The following is an 18,667-nucleotide window of genomic DNA, read 5'->3' on the forward strand; positions in this document are numbered from 1 at the left end:
AATCAAGAGGAGGAAGGGGAGTCATTTAAGTTACTTAATCACTACAGCCACTTACCCAAACACTATAGCCACTTACCCAAACACTATAGCCACTTCAACCACCCGACCATTCCACCACCCTAGCCACCACAGCTACTACGCTACTACAGCCACTACAGTCCACCATAGCTTCACCTCATAATAACCATTTCACTCCCTCCGCCACCTCTCCAGCCATCACAGCTACTACGCTACTACAGCCACTACAATCCACCATAGCCACTCCACCTCACAATAACCACTTCACTCCCTCCGCCACCTCTCCAACCACCCCAGCCACTAACCACTACACTCAACCACTACACTCACCCTATAGCTCCATTCACTCCTCCATAAACTTCCACCACTCTACTAACCAAGGTTCATCGATCCCCCGCATGCGGAATTCCTCTACAAGTATCTTCCGGAAACGTTTTTCCATTTTGACAAAGTTATTATCCTCCTGGTACATAGGGGCAAAGGATTCATCATCTCTAATAAAACTCCAAAAATCGCCCGCACACTCCGTAATCTTTCGTCCGACAGTCGTTTGTTTGGCTACAGGTACCAGCCATTTGTCGTAGGGGTAGGGATAACCTTCAATAGTAATGGCACAGCGTAATGCTTCTTTATAAAGAGAAACCGCTAAAAATAAAATAGGAAAGGCGTCGCCACGCACTACAGGATTATCTAAGCTTTTGGCATAACTTCTTAACTGTATGTATGAATTCTTACGAAATCTCATTAGGACTTCAGGTTGGAGGGGGACATAGGCATCAAAAAGTGACTTTACATCCAATCGGTCATAGTAGATATAAGAAATAGAAGCATTCCACAGCCATTCCATATTTCCGCTCATTAACGCCGCTTTAATTTCTGATATTTTATGCAGTGTGTAATGTCCGGACTTGCCGCTGGGAAGTCGTAAATCCATAAAAAAACTACTTTGCTCCGGGATCAGCCCCGCTTGTTCGAACCGATGATTAATGCTGCTATAATACTCGTCCTGACAAATAATGATTACATCCACATCCGACTGCTCATCCACCACACCAAGTGCGGTCGATCCATCAAGGAGAATACTTACCCGCTGACTCTCCTCTTTCATTAACGGATGATTTAGAATTTCTTGCGTGATATACTGCCCAATTTCCTCTAACAATTCACTATGAAGCTGCGTCTTATCAGGTGTTAATAAAATATCCGACAACACTGATTTCACCATCTCAACCCCAACCTCCAATCAATCTCAATTTTTCAAAAAAATAAAACGCTTACACCTAACCTAATATTTGGATAATGGAGTACCATTCTACACTCCTAATATATATCTTGCAAGGATAAATGAAGTACCCTTTTGCCTAAGCCTAAATATAATGAAGTATCTATTTACTTGGAAAGGGGTAAAAGCATGGCGCAGCCAAAAGTGATTGCTACAGTCCGCTCTGCCGGACCGATCGGAGATATAAAAGTAAATGTCGTCACGAATCGAGTATACTTTGTAAACCCAGACACCGAGGCTGGAACTATCGGGGTATTGGAGGGCAGAACTAATCGCATTATCGCTCGGATCCCTGTAGGAAGACTGCCGTCTCAGCTCGGAATCAACCCCCAAACCAACCGGATTTATGTACCTAACTTCCGTGACGAAAATGTCTCTGTCATAAACGGGCGGACAAACCAGGTAATCAAAACTGTCAAAGTAGGCCGATTCCCAGACAATATCGGAGTGAATGTTCTAACCAATCTGATTTATGTAACTAGCGCATTCGGAACCCTATTCGTCATAGACGGGAAAACAAATCAGGTCCGCAAAAAGATTGAAATCGGTGGACGCCCATCCAGAATCGTTATCAATGAGCTTACAAACCGTGTCTATGTGACCAATACAGCAAATGATAGCGTCACCGTCATTAACGGAACTACACAGGCTATCATTGCGACAATAAAAGTCGGAAGTAACCCCGTGATAGCGCCAGCACTTAATAAAATTACCAATCGTATTTATGTCGCTAATAACTTAAGCCGGTTTCTTTCTGTGATCAATGGCCGAACCAACAAATTGTTGCGTAATGTACAGCTGGGACGTCTGCAAAGCGAGGTCGTTATAAATCCCCTGACGAACCGTATTTTTGTTTCAAGTGCACAAGTTGAAGGTAAAGGAAAGCTATTCGTCATCAATGGAAATAACAACAAAATCATTACAACAAAGGTTCTTCCTACTTCCTCCAACATAACCATTAATCCGAATACAAATCATTTATTTGTTGGTAATTTCGATAAAAATCATATGTCCGTTTATAACGCCACCACGTTTAAACGGCTCGCAAGATTCCCCTCTGTATCAGGCAGTACTGTGCTAAACCCGCTCACAAATAGAATTTATGTAGGTGGAAACGACTCCATAACGGTCATTCAGGATGGACCAAGACTCACTCAGAGCTCTATTTTTAATTAAGACAAAAAAGACGCCCACCACAGGTGAGCGTCTTTCTGCATAGCAAATTACATCGATCTAGCGGATGAAACTTGTTTAACAGCCACTTTTTCTTCGACTGTTTCTGTATCCTTAGGCTGTATCCCTCTTTTTATGAAGAAAGCTAGGATAAAGGCAATGATGGCTACGCCTACTGACACTAAGAACGCATCGTTAATTCCTTCGATCGTTGCTTTTGCGATGACTTGGTTTTGAATACCAAGCAATTGCTCTGCAGAAGGTTTAGCCGTTAATTTACTCACAGCTTCTGCTACCATATCTTTGACATGTGAAGTGGTACTGTTAGACATAATCGTTACAAGCAGCGCCCCGCCAATCGCTCCGGAGACTTGCTGAATCGTACTGTTCATGGCTGTACCATGCGGTGTATATTTAGCCGGGATGGAGTTCAGACCATTGGTCATCACAGGCATCATAACCATTGAAATCCCGAACATTCTCACAGAATACAAAATCATAAGTGTCGAATATTTCGTTGTTTCAGTTAGATCACTAAAGAAATACGTACTGATCACTACGATAGCCAGACCCATTAACGCCAAGACTTTACCGCCGAATTTATCGAACAATTTACCTGTGATTGGAGACATAACCCCCATAATCAACGCACCAGGCAACATTAGGAGTCCCGAATCCAGAGGTGAAATGCCTCTAATATTTTGCAGGTAAATCGGCATTAACATCATCGCTGAGAACATCGCCATATTCAGTGTAATCGAAATCGCTGAGGATAAAGCGAACATCGGATATTTGTACACTCTGAAGTTAAGCATAGGCTCCTTCATTCTCATCTGGCGCATTATGAATATCACTAAACCAATAACCCCGATAATAAGGGTGGAGTAGACCATTGGATCATCCCATCCTTTATTCCCAGCGGAACTGAAGCCGTATAGAAGACCCCCGAACCCAATCGCTGATAGAACTACAGATAGAATATCGATTTTAATAGCCACATCTTTTTTAGGATCATGCAGTTTGAAGAAGGCAAGAATGAACACCAATACGGCGATAGGTGCAATCATAAAGAACAGCACAGGCCATTCATAATGCTGAATAATCCATCCTGACAGTGTAGGACCAATGGCTGGTGCAAAAATCATAACCAAACCAAACATCCCCATGGCCGAGCCGCGTTTTTCAGGTGGAAATGTGGTAAACAATACATTCATTAATAATGGCATCATAATTGCGGCCCCTGAGGCTTGGACCATTCTCGCAATCAATAATACAGGGAAACTTGGAGCAAAGCCTCCAATAAAGGTCCCTATTGCAAATAATCCAATGGCGATTAAGAATAATCGTCTCGCTGTATACTTTTGAATTAAAAAGGCCGTTGAAGGAATCATGATCCCGTTCACTAGCATATAACCCGTCGATAGCCACTGTACCGTTGAGGCACTGACATCAAAATCCTTCATAATCGATGGTAAAGCTATATTGAGTAGTGTATTACTTAGTAAAGCAACAAATGCACCAATCATAAGGATTGCCAAAATCCCATAGGACGCTTTACTTTCTTTCGTTTTCATTTTGGAATCCTCCATTCTATAATCATACCGTCGGTTCAAATTTGAACTTATGTTACAATGTAGAATATATTACTCTTATATTTACTGCTTGGCAAGTCAGAATTCATTTAAAAACTAAATTGTATTAAGTGGAAATATAAGCTAGTCTATTCTACGTGAAGTGTTTTTTTTGCACAAAAGAGTCCAGCTTAAAGGGGCACCTAAGATGATAAATAAACGGAAAGAGCAAGTGATTCAAAAAGCACATGAATTATTTATTGAAAAAGGCTACCACGCCACATCCATACAGGACATTCTGAATCACAGCCGGATCTCCAAAGGATCTTTTTATAATTATTTCCCTTCCAAAGGGGATCTCTTTAAAGCTGTATTCACCTCTATTCATGACCAGCTGGAAGAAGGCAGAAATGGCCTGCTCATTGGCCAGGACCCCTCTGACATTGATATATTCGCTAAACAAGTTCAACTGGTTATGAAAATCAATAAGAAAAATAAATTGTTGCAGCTGGTTGAAGATGCCCTGGTCTCCAATGATCCGGACTTAATTACGTTCATCAAAAAAACTAAATTCACCTTATTAACCTGGGTGCATGAACGTTTCCTGCATATATTTTCTGAAGATAAGAAGCCCTATCTACTGGATGGAGCCATCATTTTCACAGGCATCTTGCAACATATGCTGCAAATTAACAGTGCCATGAATGAAGTCATTACCTCTCAACAAATCATTAATTATTGCACTACTCTTATCCAGACGATTGTTGAGGATGTAAGCGAAAAAGGAATCCAGCTTATCTCCCCCGATCATGTAGGGAAACTATTACCTGTAGCCGAATACACTGATTTTTTTAATAATGATTTATCGTTTGCGACCGTGAGCTTAAAAAAAATCATAGATAAATCATTCGCCGCTGATGATCCTAACCTGTCCAATGCACTAAAGCTGTTATATTTTATCCAAGAAGAGATCATGAACAACAAGGAACCAAGAGAGTTCTTAATCGAAAGCGCCCTGCTCTCCTTGAAAATGTGCCCTCAGTTTAATGAAACGAAGGAATTTGCGCATTATCAGACAGTGTTATCTGCAATGCTCTAAGCACAATCAAAGTATGGCTTCAATCGTTTAAGCGTATTCTAAACGCAAGGTACGAAACTAAAAGTGTGGTGACCGATTTGTTCAAGCTTTTATTAATCGAAGATGATACAACGCTGTTTAATGAGATCAAAGAGCGGCTTACGCAGTGGTCTTATGATGTATATGGCATTCAAGATTTCAACAATGTTACGCAGGAATTCACGGAAATCAAACCTGATTTAGTGATAATTGATATCCAATTACCCAAATTCGATGGATTTCATTGGTGCAGAATGATTCGCTCTCACTCTAACCTGCCGATTATCTTCTTATCCTCCCGGGATCATCCGACAGATATGGTGATGTCCATGCAGCTGGGAGCCGATGATTATATCCAAAAGCCCTTCCATTTCGATGTACTCATTGCCAAGGTGCAAGCCATTCTCCGACGTGTGTACAATTACAATTCGGATAACATTGAACTCAAAACGTGGTGCGGAGCTACCGTCGATTATGAGCGGAATTCAGTGACCAACGACACGGGATCGATTGAGCTTACCAAAAATGAGATTTTCATATTGAAATTACTCATTGAGAAAAAGAATAAAATTGTCACCCGCGAGGAATTAATTAATAGCTTATGGGACGATAAGCGCTTTATTAGTGATAACACCCTCACCGTCAACGTAAATCGGCTGCGCAAAAAGCTGGACGAGCTTGAATTAGGGGCGTTTATTGAGACGAAGGTTGGACAAGGGTACGTAGCCATTGAAGAGGATTGTCTATGATAAAAAAGTACCTGCTCGAAAGACTCGGTTGGATTCTGCTCTTTCTCTTTGTACATCTATTTATGCTCTTTATCACCTTTATGGACCCGACCATCCCCCTGTCTTCAGTGCTCTATCTGGTCTCTTTATCAATGATTTTTTTCGTAATTTTTCTAGTCATTCGCTATCCTAAGGAAACCAGATTTTATAAAAGCTTAAATGAGCGGGACGATGATCTCGATCTGACAAGTATCGCTCTTGCCGAAAGTCCTTTTGAGAAAATCATCGAAGAGAGCATCACCAACCAAGTGAAACTGTTAAAGAGGACTGCTTCAGACAATCTAATGAACTTGGAGCAAGAGAAGGATGAGCTGTTATCCTGGATTCATGAAGTAAAGACTCCACTGACCGCAATGCATCTAATGATTGAACGTATAGAAGATGATGTTATGAAGAGGCACTTGACCTATGAGTGGCTGCGTATTCATCTGCTGCTGGATCAGCAGCTCCACCAAAGACGGATACCCTTTATTGAAAACGATCTGTATATGGAGCAAATCGATATAGAAACGCTTATTTTTAGTGAGATTAAGACGTTACAGTCTTGGTGTATTCAGAAGGGAATCGGCTTTGAGTTGAACTTAGAAGCTGCTGAAGTGCTTAGTGATGCAAAATGGCTGGCTTTTATCCTCAGACAACTACTAACCAACGCCGTAAAATATAGTGAAGCTTCTGATATTACAGTGAATAGCTACCAGCAAGCTGAACATATCGTTCTTGAGGTGAAGGATTCCGGGCGCGGGATAGATCCGAAGGACCTGCCGCGCATCTTCGATAGAGGGTTTACTTCCACTACTGTACATCGCGACAATGCAGCCACAGGCATGGGCTTATATTTAGCTCAGAAAGCAGCTCAATCCTTACTCATCATCATCGGGGTTCAATCCAAGCTTGGAGCGGGAACAACATTTACTTTAACCTTCCCACTCAAAAATGAATTCGTTAAAATCTCAAGCATGTGACAACAATGTCACATGCTTTTATATTTTGTTCGGGCAATCGCAGGATAAGAACAATAAACTTTTTTATAATAAGGCTATACAAGAAGAAACGAAGGAGTGAATCATTATGGCAATTCTAGAAGCTACTAAAATTCATAAAAGCTATGGCAATAAATTAAACAAACAATCCGTGTTAAGCGGACTCGATATTCGTATAGAAGAAGGCGAATTCGTTGGCATCATGGGGCCTTCCGGTTCAGGTAAAACAACCCTACTCAACGTACTCTCGTCGATCGACAAAATCAGCAACGGATCTATTACCATTGAGGGCAATGAAATCTCCAATATGAAAGAGAAGCAGCTCGCGGAATTTCGCAAAAATCATTTAGGTTTTATTTTTCAAGAATATAATCTCTTGGACACACTGACGGTAAAGGAGAATATCCTGCTGCCACTATCCATTACCAATACACCCAAGAAAGCCGCCAATCAGAAATTCGAAAGTCTCGCAAAGGAATTGGGGATTTTGGAATTAAAAAATAAGTACCCCAATGAAATCTCTGGCGGTCAAAAACAACGTACCTCAGCAGCTCGTGCCTTCATTCATGATCCAAGTATTATTTTTGCTGATGAGCCTACCGGGGCGCTGGATTCTAAATCCGCTTCTGATTTATTAAATAAGCTAAGTGAACTCAATCAAAAACGAAAAGCAACCATCGTTATGGTTACACATGATCCAGTGGCTGCCAGTTATTGCAGTAGAGTTATTTTTATAAAAGATGGAAAAATCTATACGCAGCTAAATAAAGGAGAACAATCAAGACAAGTTTTCTTCAACGACATTATAAAAACACAGGGTGTATTAGGCGGTGTGCAGAATGAGCATTAATGTATTAATGATTCGAAATCTGCGAAAAAACATTCGAAATTACTACCTATACGTGTTTGCGCTAGTTTTTAGTGTGGCCTTATATTTCGCCTTTGTCACCTTGCAATATGATCCCTCGATGGATGAGCTGGAAAGCTCTATCAAAGGGGGCGCAGCAATCATGGCTGCCTCGATTTTACTAGTCGTAATTGTCTCTATTTTCCTGTTATATGCTAATACGATCTTCATCAAACGACGCGGTAAAGAAATTGGCTTATTTCAGTTAATTGGAATGACCAAAAATAAAATCTTCCGCATTCTTTCGGCAGAGAACTTTATTCTGTATTTCGGTTCCTTGGTCCTGGGGATATTGGTTGGCTTTTCTATCTCAAAATTAATCCTCATGATCTTATTTAAGATAATGGGGGTCGATGCTATAGCCTCCCTTCATTTCTCTATCGAAGCTTTGATTCAGACGTTAATCGTATTCTGTGTGATTTATCTTTTGATCATGCTGATGAATTATGGATTTATTAAAAGACAAAGTATTTTATCCTTGTTCCGGGTGACCTCAACAACAGAAGGTACAGTGAAAAAGTTATCCTTCTTTGAAATGATCATAGGGATTGTCGGAATTGGCCTAATCCTACTGGGCTATGTGCTCTCCTCTAAATTACTTACCGAAGACGTAACCTCAATGAATCAATTGGCTATTTCCATGATTACTATTTTGGGATCCGTCATTATTGGGACCTATCTATTTTATAAAGGCTCGGTAAGTTTTATTTTTCATATCATTCGTAAGCGGAAAAACGGCTATCTGAACATTAGAGAGGTTCTATCTCTTTCCTCCATTATGTTTCGCATGAAATCAAATGCCGTATTATTAACCATCATTACAACGGTATCGGCACTAGCCCTGGGTTTATTATCCCTTAGCTACATTTCCTTTTACTCTGCTGAGAAAACTTCCAAGCAATATGTCCCAACGGATTTTGTATTCACGAATGCCCAAGAGGCTGAACAATTTACAAAGATCCTAACGGCAAATGATTTAGTATTTACAGAAAGAAGGACCCAAGTCCTTCAGGTCGATGTAGATGTTGAAGAGATTCTTGTTAAAAAACCGGACGGAGACAATATGTTTTCAAATATTATGACCCTGGCGGTCATAAGTGAAAATGCACTTGAAGACGTTGATCTAACTCCAGATAAAGCTTATTTTACGAAATCAAGCAGTACACTGGATAATTTTGTTACTATGAAAGATAAAGGTGCGATTGAACTAAAAGGGTTACATGAGGTTTTTCCGCAGGATTATAAAAGATTAGATATCGAAAGTCCCATTTCAGGGTATTACACAGGTGGTGGCTTACCGGTTGCGGTTGTAGACGAATCGATCTTCAAGCGCTTAAAGAAGGATTTAGATCCTTCCCTTCAAAGAGGATCCTCCCTTAATATCGGGATTGATATGAAAGTCCGGGCAAGCGTTGAACAGGCAAATGAACTTTTTAAGACCTTGAAATTTGATGAGAAAAACAAACAAGACTCTCAATTAGAGTCGATAAAAGGTCAAAAACAAAATATGGGACTCATTATGTTTATCGTTGCTTTTCTGGGGTTAACCTTCTTGATTACCTCCGGATGTATTCTATACTTTAAACAAATGGATGAAAGTGAAAATGAAAAACCTAACTACACCATTCTGAGAAAGCTTGGGTTCACGCAAGGCGATCTGCTCAGAGGTATACAGATGAAGCAATTGTTCAATTTCGGTATTCCATTAGTCATAGGTCTGCTTCACAGCTACTTCGCCGTTAAATCCGGCTGGTTCTTATTCGGCACAGAGCTTTGGACACCGATGATTCTGGTGATGCTGTTATACACTGCTTTGTATTCGATCTTTGCAATATTGTCCGTCTTTTATTACAAAAAGGTAATTAAAGAGGCGCTTTAAAATAACGAAGGTGTTCCAAAAGCCATCATGGCTTAGGGACACCTTTGTTTGATTTGATATCATTTACAGGTAGGAGGCACCGGCATCTATCGGACACATATGAACCTCTTTCTAAGCAATAGCGTCACTGGGGTCCGTAACGCTCAGAGGACCTGTGAAATCCCTCAGCTATTCACAATCCCCAATACAAATCCATCATAACCTTTGCTTCCCACCGTCTGAATGGCAGTAGCCGAAATTCTAGACTCTTCAGCCAACAGATCATAGAATTCCCGTACGCCTACTACACGAGCGTCTTCGCTATTCTCATTAATGACCTCACCTTCACGAATCACATTATCTCCAAGGATCACCGTTCCGGGCTGGGAGAATTGCAGCGCCCACTTTAAATAGTTAGGATTATTCGGTTTATCGGCATCTATAAAAATAAAGTCAAAGGGTTCAACGCCCTCTTGTTTCATCTGAGACAGTTGCTCTAATGCATCCCCTACACGAAGCTCTACCAGATGATCCGCCTCGGCAAGCGAAAGATTAGCTTTAGCTACCTGCGCATGAATGGGATCCAGCTCCAAAGTAACTATCTGTCCGTCAGACGGCAGGGCTCTTGCCATCCAAATCGTACTGTACCCGCCCAAGGTGCCAATCTCCAAAATCCGGCGTGCACCTTTCATTTGCACCAGTAGATTCAGGAATTTCCCCTGACTGGGCGAAACATCAAAGGGCGGCAGCCCTGCCTGTTGATTGGTGACCAACACTTCTTCCAACACAGAGTCCTGTGGAATCAGGCGCTCTGTAATATACTGATCGACTTTATCCCAAGTAGTCGTTTGATTCATATTTATCACTTCTCCTTTAGTATTTGTTCATGGTTGAAATCCGGAGACAAAGGCGATCGCTACGCTCCTACAGTTCCAAACCTCCTCTCCATTACTCCTTTCCCTAATCTCATTTTTCCAAGTTCATCTTTATATCTGTATTGTAAATCAGTTATAATCATAAATATAATATATCTTTAAGTCTAATTTATATATTTATTATATAAATCGAAGAATGGGAGTTTAACCATGAACCTACATGCCTTACGCTTATTCCATGTAATCGCATCGACAGGCAGTGTGACACGCGCTTCAGAAATTTTAAATATAAGTCAGCCTGCCATCACTGCGCAGATTAAGAAGTTCGAAAAAGAACTGTCCTTTACCCTATTTAAACCTCAAGGCAGAGGAATCGCTTTAACGGATGCTGGGGAAGAGCTTACTCTACTCGCCAAGCGACTGTTCGCCGTAGAACAACAAATTGAGCAATTCACTCAAGATTATGTTAACGGCACTAACGGAAGTATCCGTCTAGCCGCAACGTATTTGCCTGCTCACTTTCTCATTCCTACCTGGATTGCAAAGTTTAAGCAACAATATGAACAAGTGGAGATGATGATCACCACTACCAACTCAAGTGATGCCCTCAAGCAGCTGTTAAATGTAGACGTGGATATAGCTATTTATGGAGGAATCGCCGAGGCTTATCCAGATACAATCCAGACAGAAGAGTTATTTCAGGACGAGTTATGGTTTGTAGTCGCACCCGATCATCGTTATGCCAATCAGCAAGTTTCTCTATCCGAAATGATGAAGGAACCCTTTGTTATGCGTGAAGAAGGAAGTTCAACGCGGGAGCGATTATTATCTTTATGCCGCACATACAACACACCCGCTCCTATCATCTCTTTGCAATTTAATGGACTACATGAAGCCATCAAAGCCGTTATCGCCGGATATGGTGCAAACTTCGTTTCTTCATTAGTCGTACGCAAATATGTAGAGCGTGGAGAATTGTGCCGAGTATATGTAGAAGGAATCCATCTGAAGAACACCATTGCGATCTGTACACGTAAAAATGAGCCCTTATCAGCAGCCGCAGTGAATTTAATTGAGATGATTCGTCACAATCCTTATACGATATAGCGGAATGATCGCTCATTCTCAACAAAAGAGGCCTTCCCTTTCGGGAAAGCCTCAAAGTATCTTTTTTACACCATCCGATCCAATTTAACTTCAAACGCACCTCCAGTTACATAATCCATATACCTAGTATTTCCATCGAAATCCAAATAAGCTTGATAGCGGGTACGAATAGCCCCTGCAGAAATCAGATCCAGCACCTTCTCCTTGGCTACCCACATCACTTCAGATGTTTCCTCTGAAGTACTTAATTCTCCTCCCACGGGCTTGCAGATAAAGTCTAACATGACCTTGGTAGGAACATCCGTCTCACCGTCATACCATTTATGCATACCTGTATTCGAATACACGCCAATCAATTGAGAAACAACGACATCTATTCCACTTTCCTCTTTAATCTCGCGAATTAGTGCATCCATTAGGTTTTCTCCAACTTCCACTTGTCCTCCAGGAAATACCCACCCACCATGATGTGTTTTTACTAAAAGAATATCTCCCTCTTCATTTATTGCAATTCCACCCACCGCTACAATATGTGTTGGCCAAGCCATCGATAGCACCTCTTTTTTTTAGAAGAGTCTAGCAATTTATCGATAATCTGTAAACGATATTTTTCTATTCCATAACGCTTTAAAAGCTTCGCACTGTTCTATTAAATCATCAAACTTCCCTTCCCCAACAATTGACCCTTGATCCACTACCAATATCTTATCAACGTCTTTTATAAAATTAAGCCTGTGGGCCACAATGATGATAGTTTTGTCCTTAAATTCATTCAAAATCGTCTCCATAAGACTCTGCTCAGTGATATTATCAAGCGCTGACACAGGCTCATCCAGAAATAGAATATTTCTTTTTTGGGCAATGATTCTGGCAAAGGCTAATCGCTGTCTTTCGCCTCCTGATAATTTTAGACCTTTTTCGCCCACCAAAGTATCTAAGCGATCCGGCAAATGGCTTACTTTTTCCTGCAAATGAACTTTTTCCAAAATCTCATATAGCTCTTCATCGGACAGAGTATCCTCATCGAATACAATATTATCTCTTATCGTAGCATCGAAAATCGGCGTGTCTTGGGATAGATAGGAAATATGATCATAGTAGCTATTCAAACGAATCTCATCGATATCCTTACCGTCCAGTAAGAGTTCACCTTCGCCCTTTTTTAATAACCCCACAATCAATTTAATCAGCGTAGATTTCCCGCCTCCACTTAATCCGACAATAGCAACGGAAGTTCCTCGCGCAAGCGAAAATGACAGGTTATTCAGAATCTGCACATTCCCATAAGTAAAGGACACCTCCCTAAAGTCAATATTACCTTGGAGCTCAGTGATGGCTTCTCCGGATTCCAAGTTCTTATCTTCTGGGGCAGCAATAAATTCCTCGAATCTTCTGTAAGTCACTTTATTCAGTCTGTAATCTACAAATAAAACATTGAAGATGGCAATTGGGGTATAAATTTTATCGATGAACATAAACAATGCGACCACAATACCAAGTGAGGTCTCGCCTGCGACAATGCTTTTCACACCATAAATCAGGACAACAACTTTAATGATCGTGACAAATAACTCGAATATAGCAAAAAAAGCTTCATGGATCATTTTTAGCTGAGCATTTTTATGAATGATAGTGCGTGCGGTCTGGCTTAATTTCTCGATCTCTTTCTCATATCTCTTGTTGGTTCTAAAGACGACCAATTCCATAAACCCGCGGATAGAGAATCTGGACATCTTTTCTTGCTCTTGGAGAATGGTTGCCTTCATGGCATACAGAAATTTCAACAGCAGATTTGTTATCAGAAAGACGACCACGTAGCCAGCTGCAATCACTAACATGATCCTTAGATCGTAGAAGCTGATAAAGACTAGACTGAATAGAAGAGTAGGTAATAGCTCATGTAGTGTTTTGAGAAAAAAAGAAAAAATAATACTGTTTCCAGCCGCTGCCCCGTTCTCGATCACCTTAATCATTTGCCCTGTCCCCATATCCTGATACGCTTGATAATCCATTTTTGATATTTTGGACAGTGCAATGATCTTTAACCTCTCCGTGATGCTGTTCGATAAAAACACACTCGGGTATTCGTCTATATAATTCAGGATCGCCACCCCAGCCAGCAGAGCCCCATACACCATAATTAATGTTGCTATTTCATCAAAACTGTTGATTACCGTGGCCTTATCTAATATTTTTTGAAAGACAACAACACCTAAACTACTTAACAGCTGAATGGCAAAACCCAATAAAATATAACCACCTACCCACCATTTTAGGTGAGCTAGACTCTTTTTTAACATATCGTTTATCCCCTCTTTTAATTGAATGCAAAAAAGCCAGGCGCCCCTATCCCACTGTAAAAAACCATCCACAAATAAACGGTTCTCTAAGTTAAATAGGTTAAGTGCCTGGCTCTACAAAAATAGCTGCCTATGGCACCGTACAAAGCTCTAGTTAGTTGTAATCAAAAGGGTAGACTCCCCCCTTGATAGCTGGTACGCGTTTCACCCAGCCCGATAACTAGTTCCTTGTAACGGTACGGAAAGACATCCATTTCACCTCAATTAAAAGAATTGTTCCTATTATAATTCTGTAAGCCTTTTTATTCAAGAATTACGTTTAACGATACGTAGTCCGGCCACTTGGCCAACCTTATGTCCTTCATGAGAAGCAAACTTGATCGTAACCGCTGATTTGCCGCTCGTGATCGGTTGCGGGAGTTCATAACGAATCGTCTCCAGCTTATTCATCTCCTCAGACTCAAGAGTGCCTACACCAAGTTGCTCCCCATCCGCCAAAATATCGAATGCCAGCGAAGTATCGTTCGACTTCAGATACGTGACCACCAGATCCACTTGCTCATCCGGCAAAACTTCCATCGTGAAGGAGAACCAGCCATTGATCCAGCTGTCCCGATACTTGCGATTGTGGATTTTGCCTAAGCCTACAAATTCACCTGTGAAATTATGATCGCGTTCAGGCTGCATTTCAGCAGGTTGTACGGAATCGACAGTTAACAGCTCAAGCAGCAAGTTATTCTCCACGGCTTCGCGATATTCAGCCTCTGCCAGTTTCCACTCTTCCGGTGTGAACAAATCCCAATACACGGAATAACGATGATCATGCATAGGGTAGAACGGACGAAGCTCATGATCCCCTGTATAACCTAAACCTTTCATCCGGAACACATTTTTGCTCACATTAGATTGGATGAGGTTGTCCGTCAGTGTGTCCCGATCTCCGATTAATACGGAGGCAAGGGCGCGATCGCTATTGGCCTCTGCATTTATAGGCCCAAAATCACCTGCGAGCACAAGTGGACCGTAAAGGAATGCAATTCGGTTCGGATTATCCGGCATCGTCTCGATTCTCACCGACATCGGAATATCGTATTCGACAACGTCTCCATCCTGCCACTCTCTATCCAAAGTAAAGTAGTTAGATTTGCCTACATTTACTTGAACATCTTCACCATTTACGCTAACACTCATCCCTTGCTCAGCCCAGTAAGGATGTCTTAGCTTTAATGTGAATTTCGTTGGCTGTGCTGCACTGATCCGCAGTACACCTTGTCCCTCTGCCGGGAACTTGGTCTCTTGCTGCAAGCTAATGCCTTGCTCTTTCCAAGCCACTGTAGAAGGTACGTACTGATTGACATAAAGCTCATCTGCACTATGGAAGTATATCGCCGAGCCATACATAGAATGGCTTTCCATTCCCGAGCCTACACAACACGTAAAGCTTTCGAACTGCGAATTAAACGATTTATGTCCACCCATCTCGAGAGATACGAAGTAACATACCCGGCCATCTACCGGCTCCTGAGAGGCTAAGATGTGGTTATACATCGCACGTTCGTAGTAATCCGCATACGCTGCATACGCATCCCATTGGAACATATGCTTGGTCAGCTTCAGCATGTTGTACGTGTTGCATGTCTCACAGGAGCCTTCACCCAATCGGTCATTTAACTTATCCGGTTCACCAAAATGCTCATTATAGCTGTTGCCGCCGATCACATAAGAATGATGATTCACGACCCGATCCCAGAAGAAGCGGGAAATACCTGCATAATGCTCCTGCCCTGTTACCTCATATTGTCTAGCAGCTCCGATGATTTTTGGAATCTGTGTATTAGCATGTCTTCCAGCTAGGGTATCTTTTTCTATAGCAAGATCATTAAAGACTTCCCCATGATAAAAGCTTTCCGCTAACGCGAGGAAACGCTCTTCCCCGGAATCCTCTGCCAAATCCGTCAGCGCTTCATTCATGCCGCCAAACTCACAACGCAGCACCTCTTGGATCTGATCTTTACTCAGCCCTGCAAAAATATCCTCAAGCCACAGGCCCAGCTTCGTTTCAATAACGAGCGCCTTCTGATTGCCGGCCAGTCGATAAGCATCGCGAAGACCTGCAAACAGCTTATGCATCGTGTAAAGTGGCACCCAACCTCCGTTGAGGTCAAAGCCCTGTGAGCGAATGTCGCCTGCCTTCACTTCCTCAAATAACTCCTTGCCACGAGGAATGCCGGAAATAAAGCCATTGCCATGCGCATCCTGACATTGCTCTAATTCATCTACTACATAATTCACGCGTTGTAGCAGCTCTTCATTTCCCGTAGAGGCATACATTAACGCACATCCAGAAATATAATGGCCTAACGTATGGCCGCTAATGCCCTGAGATTCCCAGCCCTCGTAGTGAGCAGCCTTAGGCTCTAAGCCAGCATATTCGCGAAAACGCGACAGAAGCCGATCTGCCTCAAGCTTGAGTAAATAATCAGTATTTAACTCCATCGCATGGAGAAGTGGACCTGAATCAATTCGTACGTTCTGTAGATCAAAAGCTTGCGTCTTCAATGAAATCGCTCCCTCGCAATCTTGTCAGGGTTAGATGACAAGTGTATATTTGTATCCATAAGATAACACCGGAACGTTGATTTGTCGGTAGATCAGTCGTACAAATAGTGGACAAACCCGACTTATTGATTGCTAGGAGGACCGCATGACCTATTTAAAAATAAATGCAGATGTACCTGTTCATTTTACAGCGGCAGGTGAATTTATCTCAGAAACACCATGGAAGCATGTGGAGCGTGTTATGGGGAACTACGAACTAATCATTGGCGTGAACGAAACAGTATATTTGAGTGAGGAAAACAAACAATTTGAAGTAGGCCCTGACGAAGCTCTTCTGCTCATGCCTAATCGCACACATGTCGGCTATAGAGAGTCACGACCCGGGGTTAAGTTTTATTGGTTTCATTTCGAACTGACAAACGAGGGGCTATTGCTGAGTGAGGAGGAAATGAAGCCTGAGGCAGAAAAAATCTTTTCGCGCACACAGCGCTTATGGTCCGTACATGATCTATATCTGCCCCAAATCATAAAAATCGAACATAGTGACCGGATTCATATTCTGGCGAATCAAATCCTTCATGTGGCCAATTCGGGGTATTTAACCTATTCCAGCGTTAATTATTTGCTGACCTCGCTTTTAATTGAGCTATCTGAGCATGCACTTCAGCCGTTCGCCAGTAAGCTGATCCGCGCACAGCAAGATGTCACCTTCGTCAAAATAACTGAGTGGACAAGGATTCATGCAAGCGAACCCCTTACCGTGGCCATCATCGCGGATAAATTCAATTACAACAAGGACTATTTAGCTCGGCTATTTAAACAGCATACCTCCATGGGGCCATTGGAATATATCCATTCAGTACGTGTGACTAAAGCGAAGGAGCTACTAACCAGAACCGCATTAAGCGTGAGGGAAATCGCGACAGAGACGGGGTTCACCGACGATAAATATTTCATGCGCCTCTTCCGAAAATACGAAAACATGACGCCCACCCAATATCGTAACGCTTATCATAAGACGTTTATGAATAATGACTGAAGTAAAGCCACCCCTAAATATGGAGTGGCTTCTTGTTTGGGTATTGTCTATTGGATAGAATGAACTTCACACCAATTACGTAGGAATTGCAGATTAGTATTGAAGTAATGATCGTTTTGCCACCCACAACTCCAAACCTGTGCGTTCCCTGTGTGCAGACCCATCAACCATATCTCCCGGATAGCAACAAATATAGGGATTGCCTTTAGATCGTTCTCAGATAATACTTTATGCTTTTGGTATGACTCCAGGAAAACAGTCCATTGTTCATTGTCAAAATGCTCTCGTTCTTTCCCTCTAACCCTTGACCACAAAAACACGGAAATATCATAGGCCCTCCAGCCAAAACCTCCGCAATCAAAGTCGAAATGAGTCAGGGTATCCTCGTAGAAATGTACGTTCGCTCCATGAAGATCACCATGACATGCCCCCCAATCCAGCTCTGATGAGATTTCTGCTATGCTATTTGCCAATACTTCCGACAAAGATTCTAGATAATCGATATCCTCTTGCCTGTGGGATAAAGGCTTGCGAATCGATTGAAGCGGTTCTTTAAGCAGATGATCCAGATTAAGCGTAAATCTTTGCTGCCCACATTCGAAATCATTCATAGCCAGATGCATCTTAGCCACTTGTTCACCGTATAATTCACAGCTAGCTTTTTCATCGGAATAATTGCCTTTTGCAAAAGTAAACAGAACTGCGTAACGTGTTCCTTCAGGAGCCTCCAGCTCAATTAGGTAACCACCATCCCTGCTGATTACCGGAGCCGATACAGGGATATTGTTCTTATTTAAGTGATTCAATAACTCCACTTCAAAATCAATCTCATGTTTATTTCGCCAATGAGCTTTATAGATCCTAAGAATGTATTTATCAATAGAGGTCTTTAGTAAATAGGTATCATTAAGTCCGTTCTCATAAAAACTACACTCCAAAACATCCCCGATTTCATAAAGATCATTAATTACGGGTACTAAGGCATTGGAAGAAATAACGGAATGATACACCGGTAGTTTCAGCATATAAATCACCCTTCAACGTTAATTGCTACTCACTATTTATTTTCACGTTTGGCCCGTATAAAGGCGAG

The 18,667-nt window shown here is 41.8% G+C and carries 15 protein-coding genes; 8 read left to right on the plus strand and 7 right to left on the minus strand.

The features are described from left to right. Positions 1-361 precede the first annotated feature (361 nt). Entirely contained in the window at positions 362-1,243 is an 882-nt protein-coding gene (locus MKY63_RS08360; RefSeq protein ID WP_036682709.1) for a nucleotidyltransferase domain-containing protein, read from the minus strand. Between the two features lie 186 nt (positions 1,244-1,429). On the opposite strand from MKY63_RS08360, the gene MKY63_RS08365 reads away from it, so the two are divergent. After that, entirely contained in the window at positions 1,430-2,476 is a 1,047-nt protein-coding gene (locus MKY63_RS08365; protein WP_051491257.1) for a YncE family protein, read from the plus strand. Positions 2,477-2,523: 47 nt separating this feature from the next. Here the strand turns inward: MKY63_RS08365 and MKY63_RS08370 are convergent, their stop codons facing one another. Next, a complete protein-coding gene (locus tag MKY63_RS08370; protein WP_036682711.1) occupies positions 2,524-4,047 on the minus strand; it encodes a DHA2 family efflux MFS transporter permease subunit in 1,524 nt (507 codons plus the stop codon). Between the two features lie 205 nt (positions 4,048-4,252). Here MKY63_RS08370 and MKY63_RS08375 point away from each other — a divergent pair, with 205 nt between their 5' ends. The 5 genes from MKY63_RS08375 (at position 4,253) to MKY63_RS08395 (ending at position 9,715) form a co-directional block, all read left to right on the plus strand. Continuing rightward, positions 4,253-5,143 (plus strand): TetR/AcrR family transcriptional regulator, encoded by an 891-nt coding sequence (locus MKY63_RS08375; protein WP_235219480.1) that lies wholly within the window; start codon positions 4,253-4,255, stop codon positions 5,141-5,143. A gap of 77 nt (positions 5,144-5,220) precedes the next feature. Beyond that, positions 5,221-5,910, plus strand: coding sequence for a response regulator transcription factor (locus MKY63_RS08380; protein WP_036682713.1), 690 nt, complete (start codon positions 5,221-5,223; stop codon positions 5,908-5,910). Continuing rightward, a complete protein-coding gene (locus MKY63_RS08385; protein ID WP_036682716.1) occupies positions 5,907-6,911 on the plus strand; it encodes a sensor histidine kinase in 1,005 nt (334 codons plus the stop codon). The genes MKY63_RS08380 and MKY63_RS08385 overlap by 4 nt, the downstream gene beginning before the upstream one ends. A 106-nt stretch (positions 6,912-7,017) precedes the next feature. Next, entirely contained in the window at positions 7,018-7,779 is a 762-nt protein-coding gene (locus MKY63_RS08390) for an ABC transporter ATP-binding protein (protein ID WP_038568421.1), read from the plus strand. Then, on the plus strand, positions 7,769-9,715 hold the full coding sequence (locus tag MKY63_RS08395; protein WP_036682721.1) for an ABC transporter permease: 1,947 nt from the start codon (positions 7,769-7,771) through the stop codon (positions 9,713-9,715). Before MKY63_RS08390 ends, MKY63_RS08395 begins: the two co-directional genes overlap by 11 nt. Before the next feature lie 164 nt (positions 9,716-9,879). Here MKY63_RS08395 and MKY63_RS08400 read toward each other — a convergent pair whose 3' ends face one another. Then, the gene (locus MKY63_RS08400) at positions 9,880-10,551 is read right to left on the minus strand and encodes an O-methyltransferase (protein WP_036682724.1); all 672 of its coding nucleotides are present in this window, start codon (positions 10,549-10,551) and stop codon (positions 9,880-9,882) included. Positions 10,552-10,779: 228 nt separating this feature from the next. Between MKY63_RS08400 and MKY63_RS08405 the strand changes: the two genes are divergently transcribed. Beyond that, entirely contained in the window at positions 10,780-11,676 is an 897-nt protein-coding gene (locus tag MKY63_RS08405; protein WP_036682727.1) for a LysR family transcriptional regulator, read from the plus strand. A 65-nt stretch (positions 11,677-11,741) separates the two neighbouring features. On the opposite strand, the gene MKY63_RS08410 is transcribed toward MKY63_RS08405, so the two are convergent. The 3 genes from MKY63_RS08410 to MKY63_RS08420 form a co-directional block, all read right to left on the minus strand. Beyond that, complete coding sequence (locus tag MKY63_RS08410) at positions 11,742-12,224, minus strand: NUDIX hydrolase (RefSeq protein WP_036682730.1); 483 nt, start codon at positions 12,222-12,224, stop codon at positions 11,742-11,744. 36 nt (positions 12,225-12,260) lie between these two features. Beyond that, positions 12,261-13,976, minus strand: a complete 1,716-nt coding sequence (locus tag MKY63_RS08415) for an ABC transporter ATP-binding protein (protein WP_076316601.1) — start codon at positions 13,974-13,976, stop codon at positions 12,261-12,263. 306 nt (positions 13,977-14,282) lie between these two features. Further along, a complete protein-coding gene (locus MKY63_RS08420) occupies positions 14,283-16,535 on the minus strand; it encodes a beta-L-arabinofuranosidase domain-containing protein (protein ID WP_339812443.1) in 2,253 nt (750 codons plus the stop codon). 145 nt (positions 16,536-16,680) lie between these two features. Between MKY63_RS08420 and MKY63_RS08425 the strand changes: the two genes are divergently transcribed. Next, positions 16,681-17,574 (plus strand): helix-turn-helix transcriptional regulator, encoded by an 894-nt coding sequence (locus tag MKY63_RS08425; RefSeq protein WP_076316599.1) that lies wholly within the window; start codon positions 16,681-16,683, stop codon positions 17,572-17,574. 47 nt (positions 17,575-17,621) lie between these two features. Here the strand turns inward: MKY63_RS08425 and MKY63_RS08430 are convergent, their stop codons facing one another. Then, positions 17,622-18,599, minus strand: a complete 978-nt coding sequence (locus tag MKY63_RS08430; RefSeq protein WP_076316598.1) for a phosphotransferase — start codon at positions 18,597-18,599, stop codon at positions 17,622-17,624. Positions 18,600-18,667 lie beyond the last annotated feature (68 nt).

The sequence above is a fragment of the Paenibacillus sp. FSL R7-0189 genome (assembly GCF_037969925.1).
GTDB classification, from domain to species: Bacteria; Bacillota; Bacilli; order Paenibacillales; family Paenibacillaceae; genus Paenibacillus_AQ; species Paenibacillus_AQ odorifer.

Bases quoted from the DNA above. Each gene is read 5' to 3' on its own strand.
- MKY63_RS08425 (WP_076316599.1), top strand. From the start codon at position 16,681: ATGACCTATTTAAAAATAAATGCAGATGTACCTGTTCATTTTACAGCG.
- MKY63_RS08370 (WP_036682711.1), bottom strand. From the start codon at position 4,047: ATGAAAACGAAAGAAAGTAAAGCGTCCTATGGGATTTTGGCAATCCTT.
- MKY63_RS08375 (WP_235219480.1), top strand. From the start codon at position 4,253: ATGATAAATAAACGGAAAGAGCAAGTGATTCAAAAAGCACATGAATTA.
- MKY63_RS08400 (WP_036682724.1), bottom strand. From the start codon at position 10,551: ATGAATCAAACGACTACTTGGGATAAAGTCGATCAGTATATTACAGAG.
- MKY63_RS08410 (WP_036682730.1), bottom strand. From the start codon at position 12,224: ATGGCTTGGCCAACACATATTGTAGCGGTGGGTGGAATTGCAATAAAT.
- MKY63_RS08430 (WP_076316598.1), bottom strand. From the start codon at position 18,599: ATGCTGAAACTACCGGTGTATCATTCCGTTATTTCTTCCAATGCCTTA.
- MKY63_RS08385 (WP_036682716.1), top strand. From the start codon at position 5,907: ATGATAAAAAAGTACCTGCTCGAAAGACTCGGTTGGATTCTGCTCTTT.
- MKY63_RS08365 (WP_051491257.1), top strand. From the start codon at position 1,430: ATGGCGCAGCCAAAAGTGATTGCTACAGTCCGCTCTGCCGGACCGATC.
- MKY63_RS08415 (WP_076316601.1), bottom strand. From the start codon at position 13,976: ATGTTAAAAAAGAGTCTAGCTCACCTAAAATGGTGGGTAGGTGGTTAT.
- MKY63_RS08390 (WP_038568421.1), top strand. From the start codon at position 7,018: ATGGCAATTCTAGAAGCTACTAAAATTCATAAAAGCTATGGCAATAAA.
- MKY63_RS08405 (WP_036682727.1), top strand. From the start codon at position 10,780: ATGAACCTACATGCCTTACGCTTATTCCATGTAATCGCATCGACAGGC.
- MKY63_RS08395 (WP_036682721.1), top strand. From the start codon at position 7,769: ATGAGCATTAATGTATTAATGATTCGAAATCTGCGAAAAAACATTCGA.
- MKY63_RS08360 (WP_036682709.1), bottom strand. From the start codon at position 1,243: ATGGTGAAATCAGTGTTGTCGGATATTTTATTAACACCTGATAAGACG.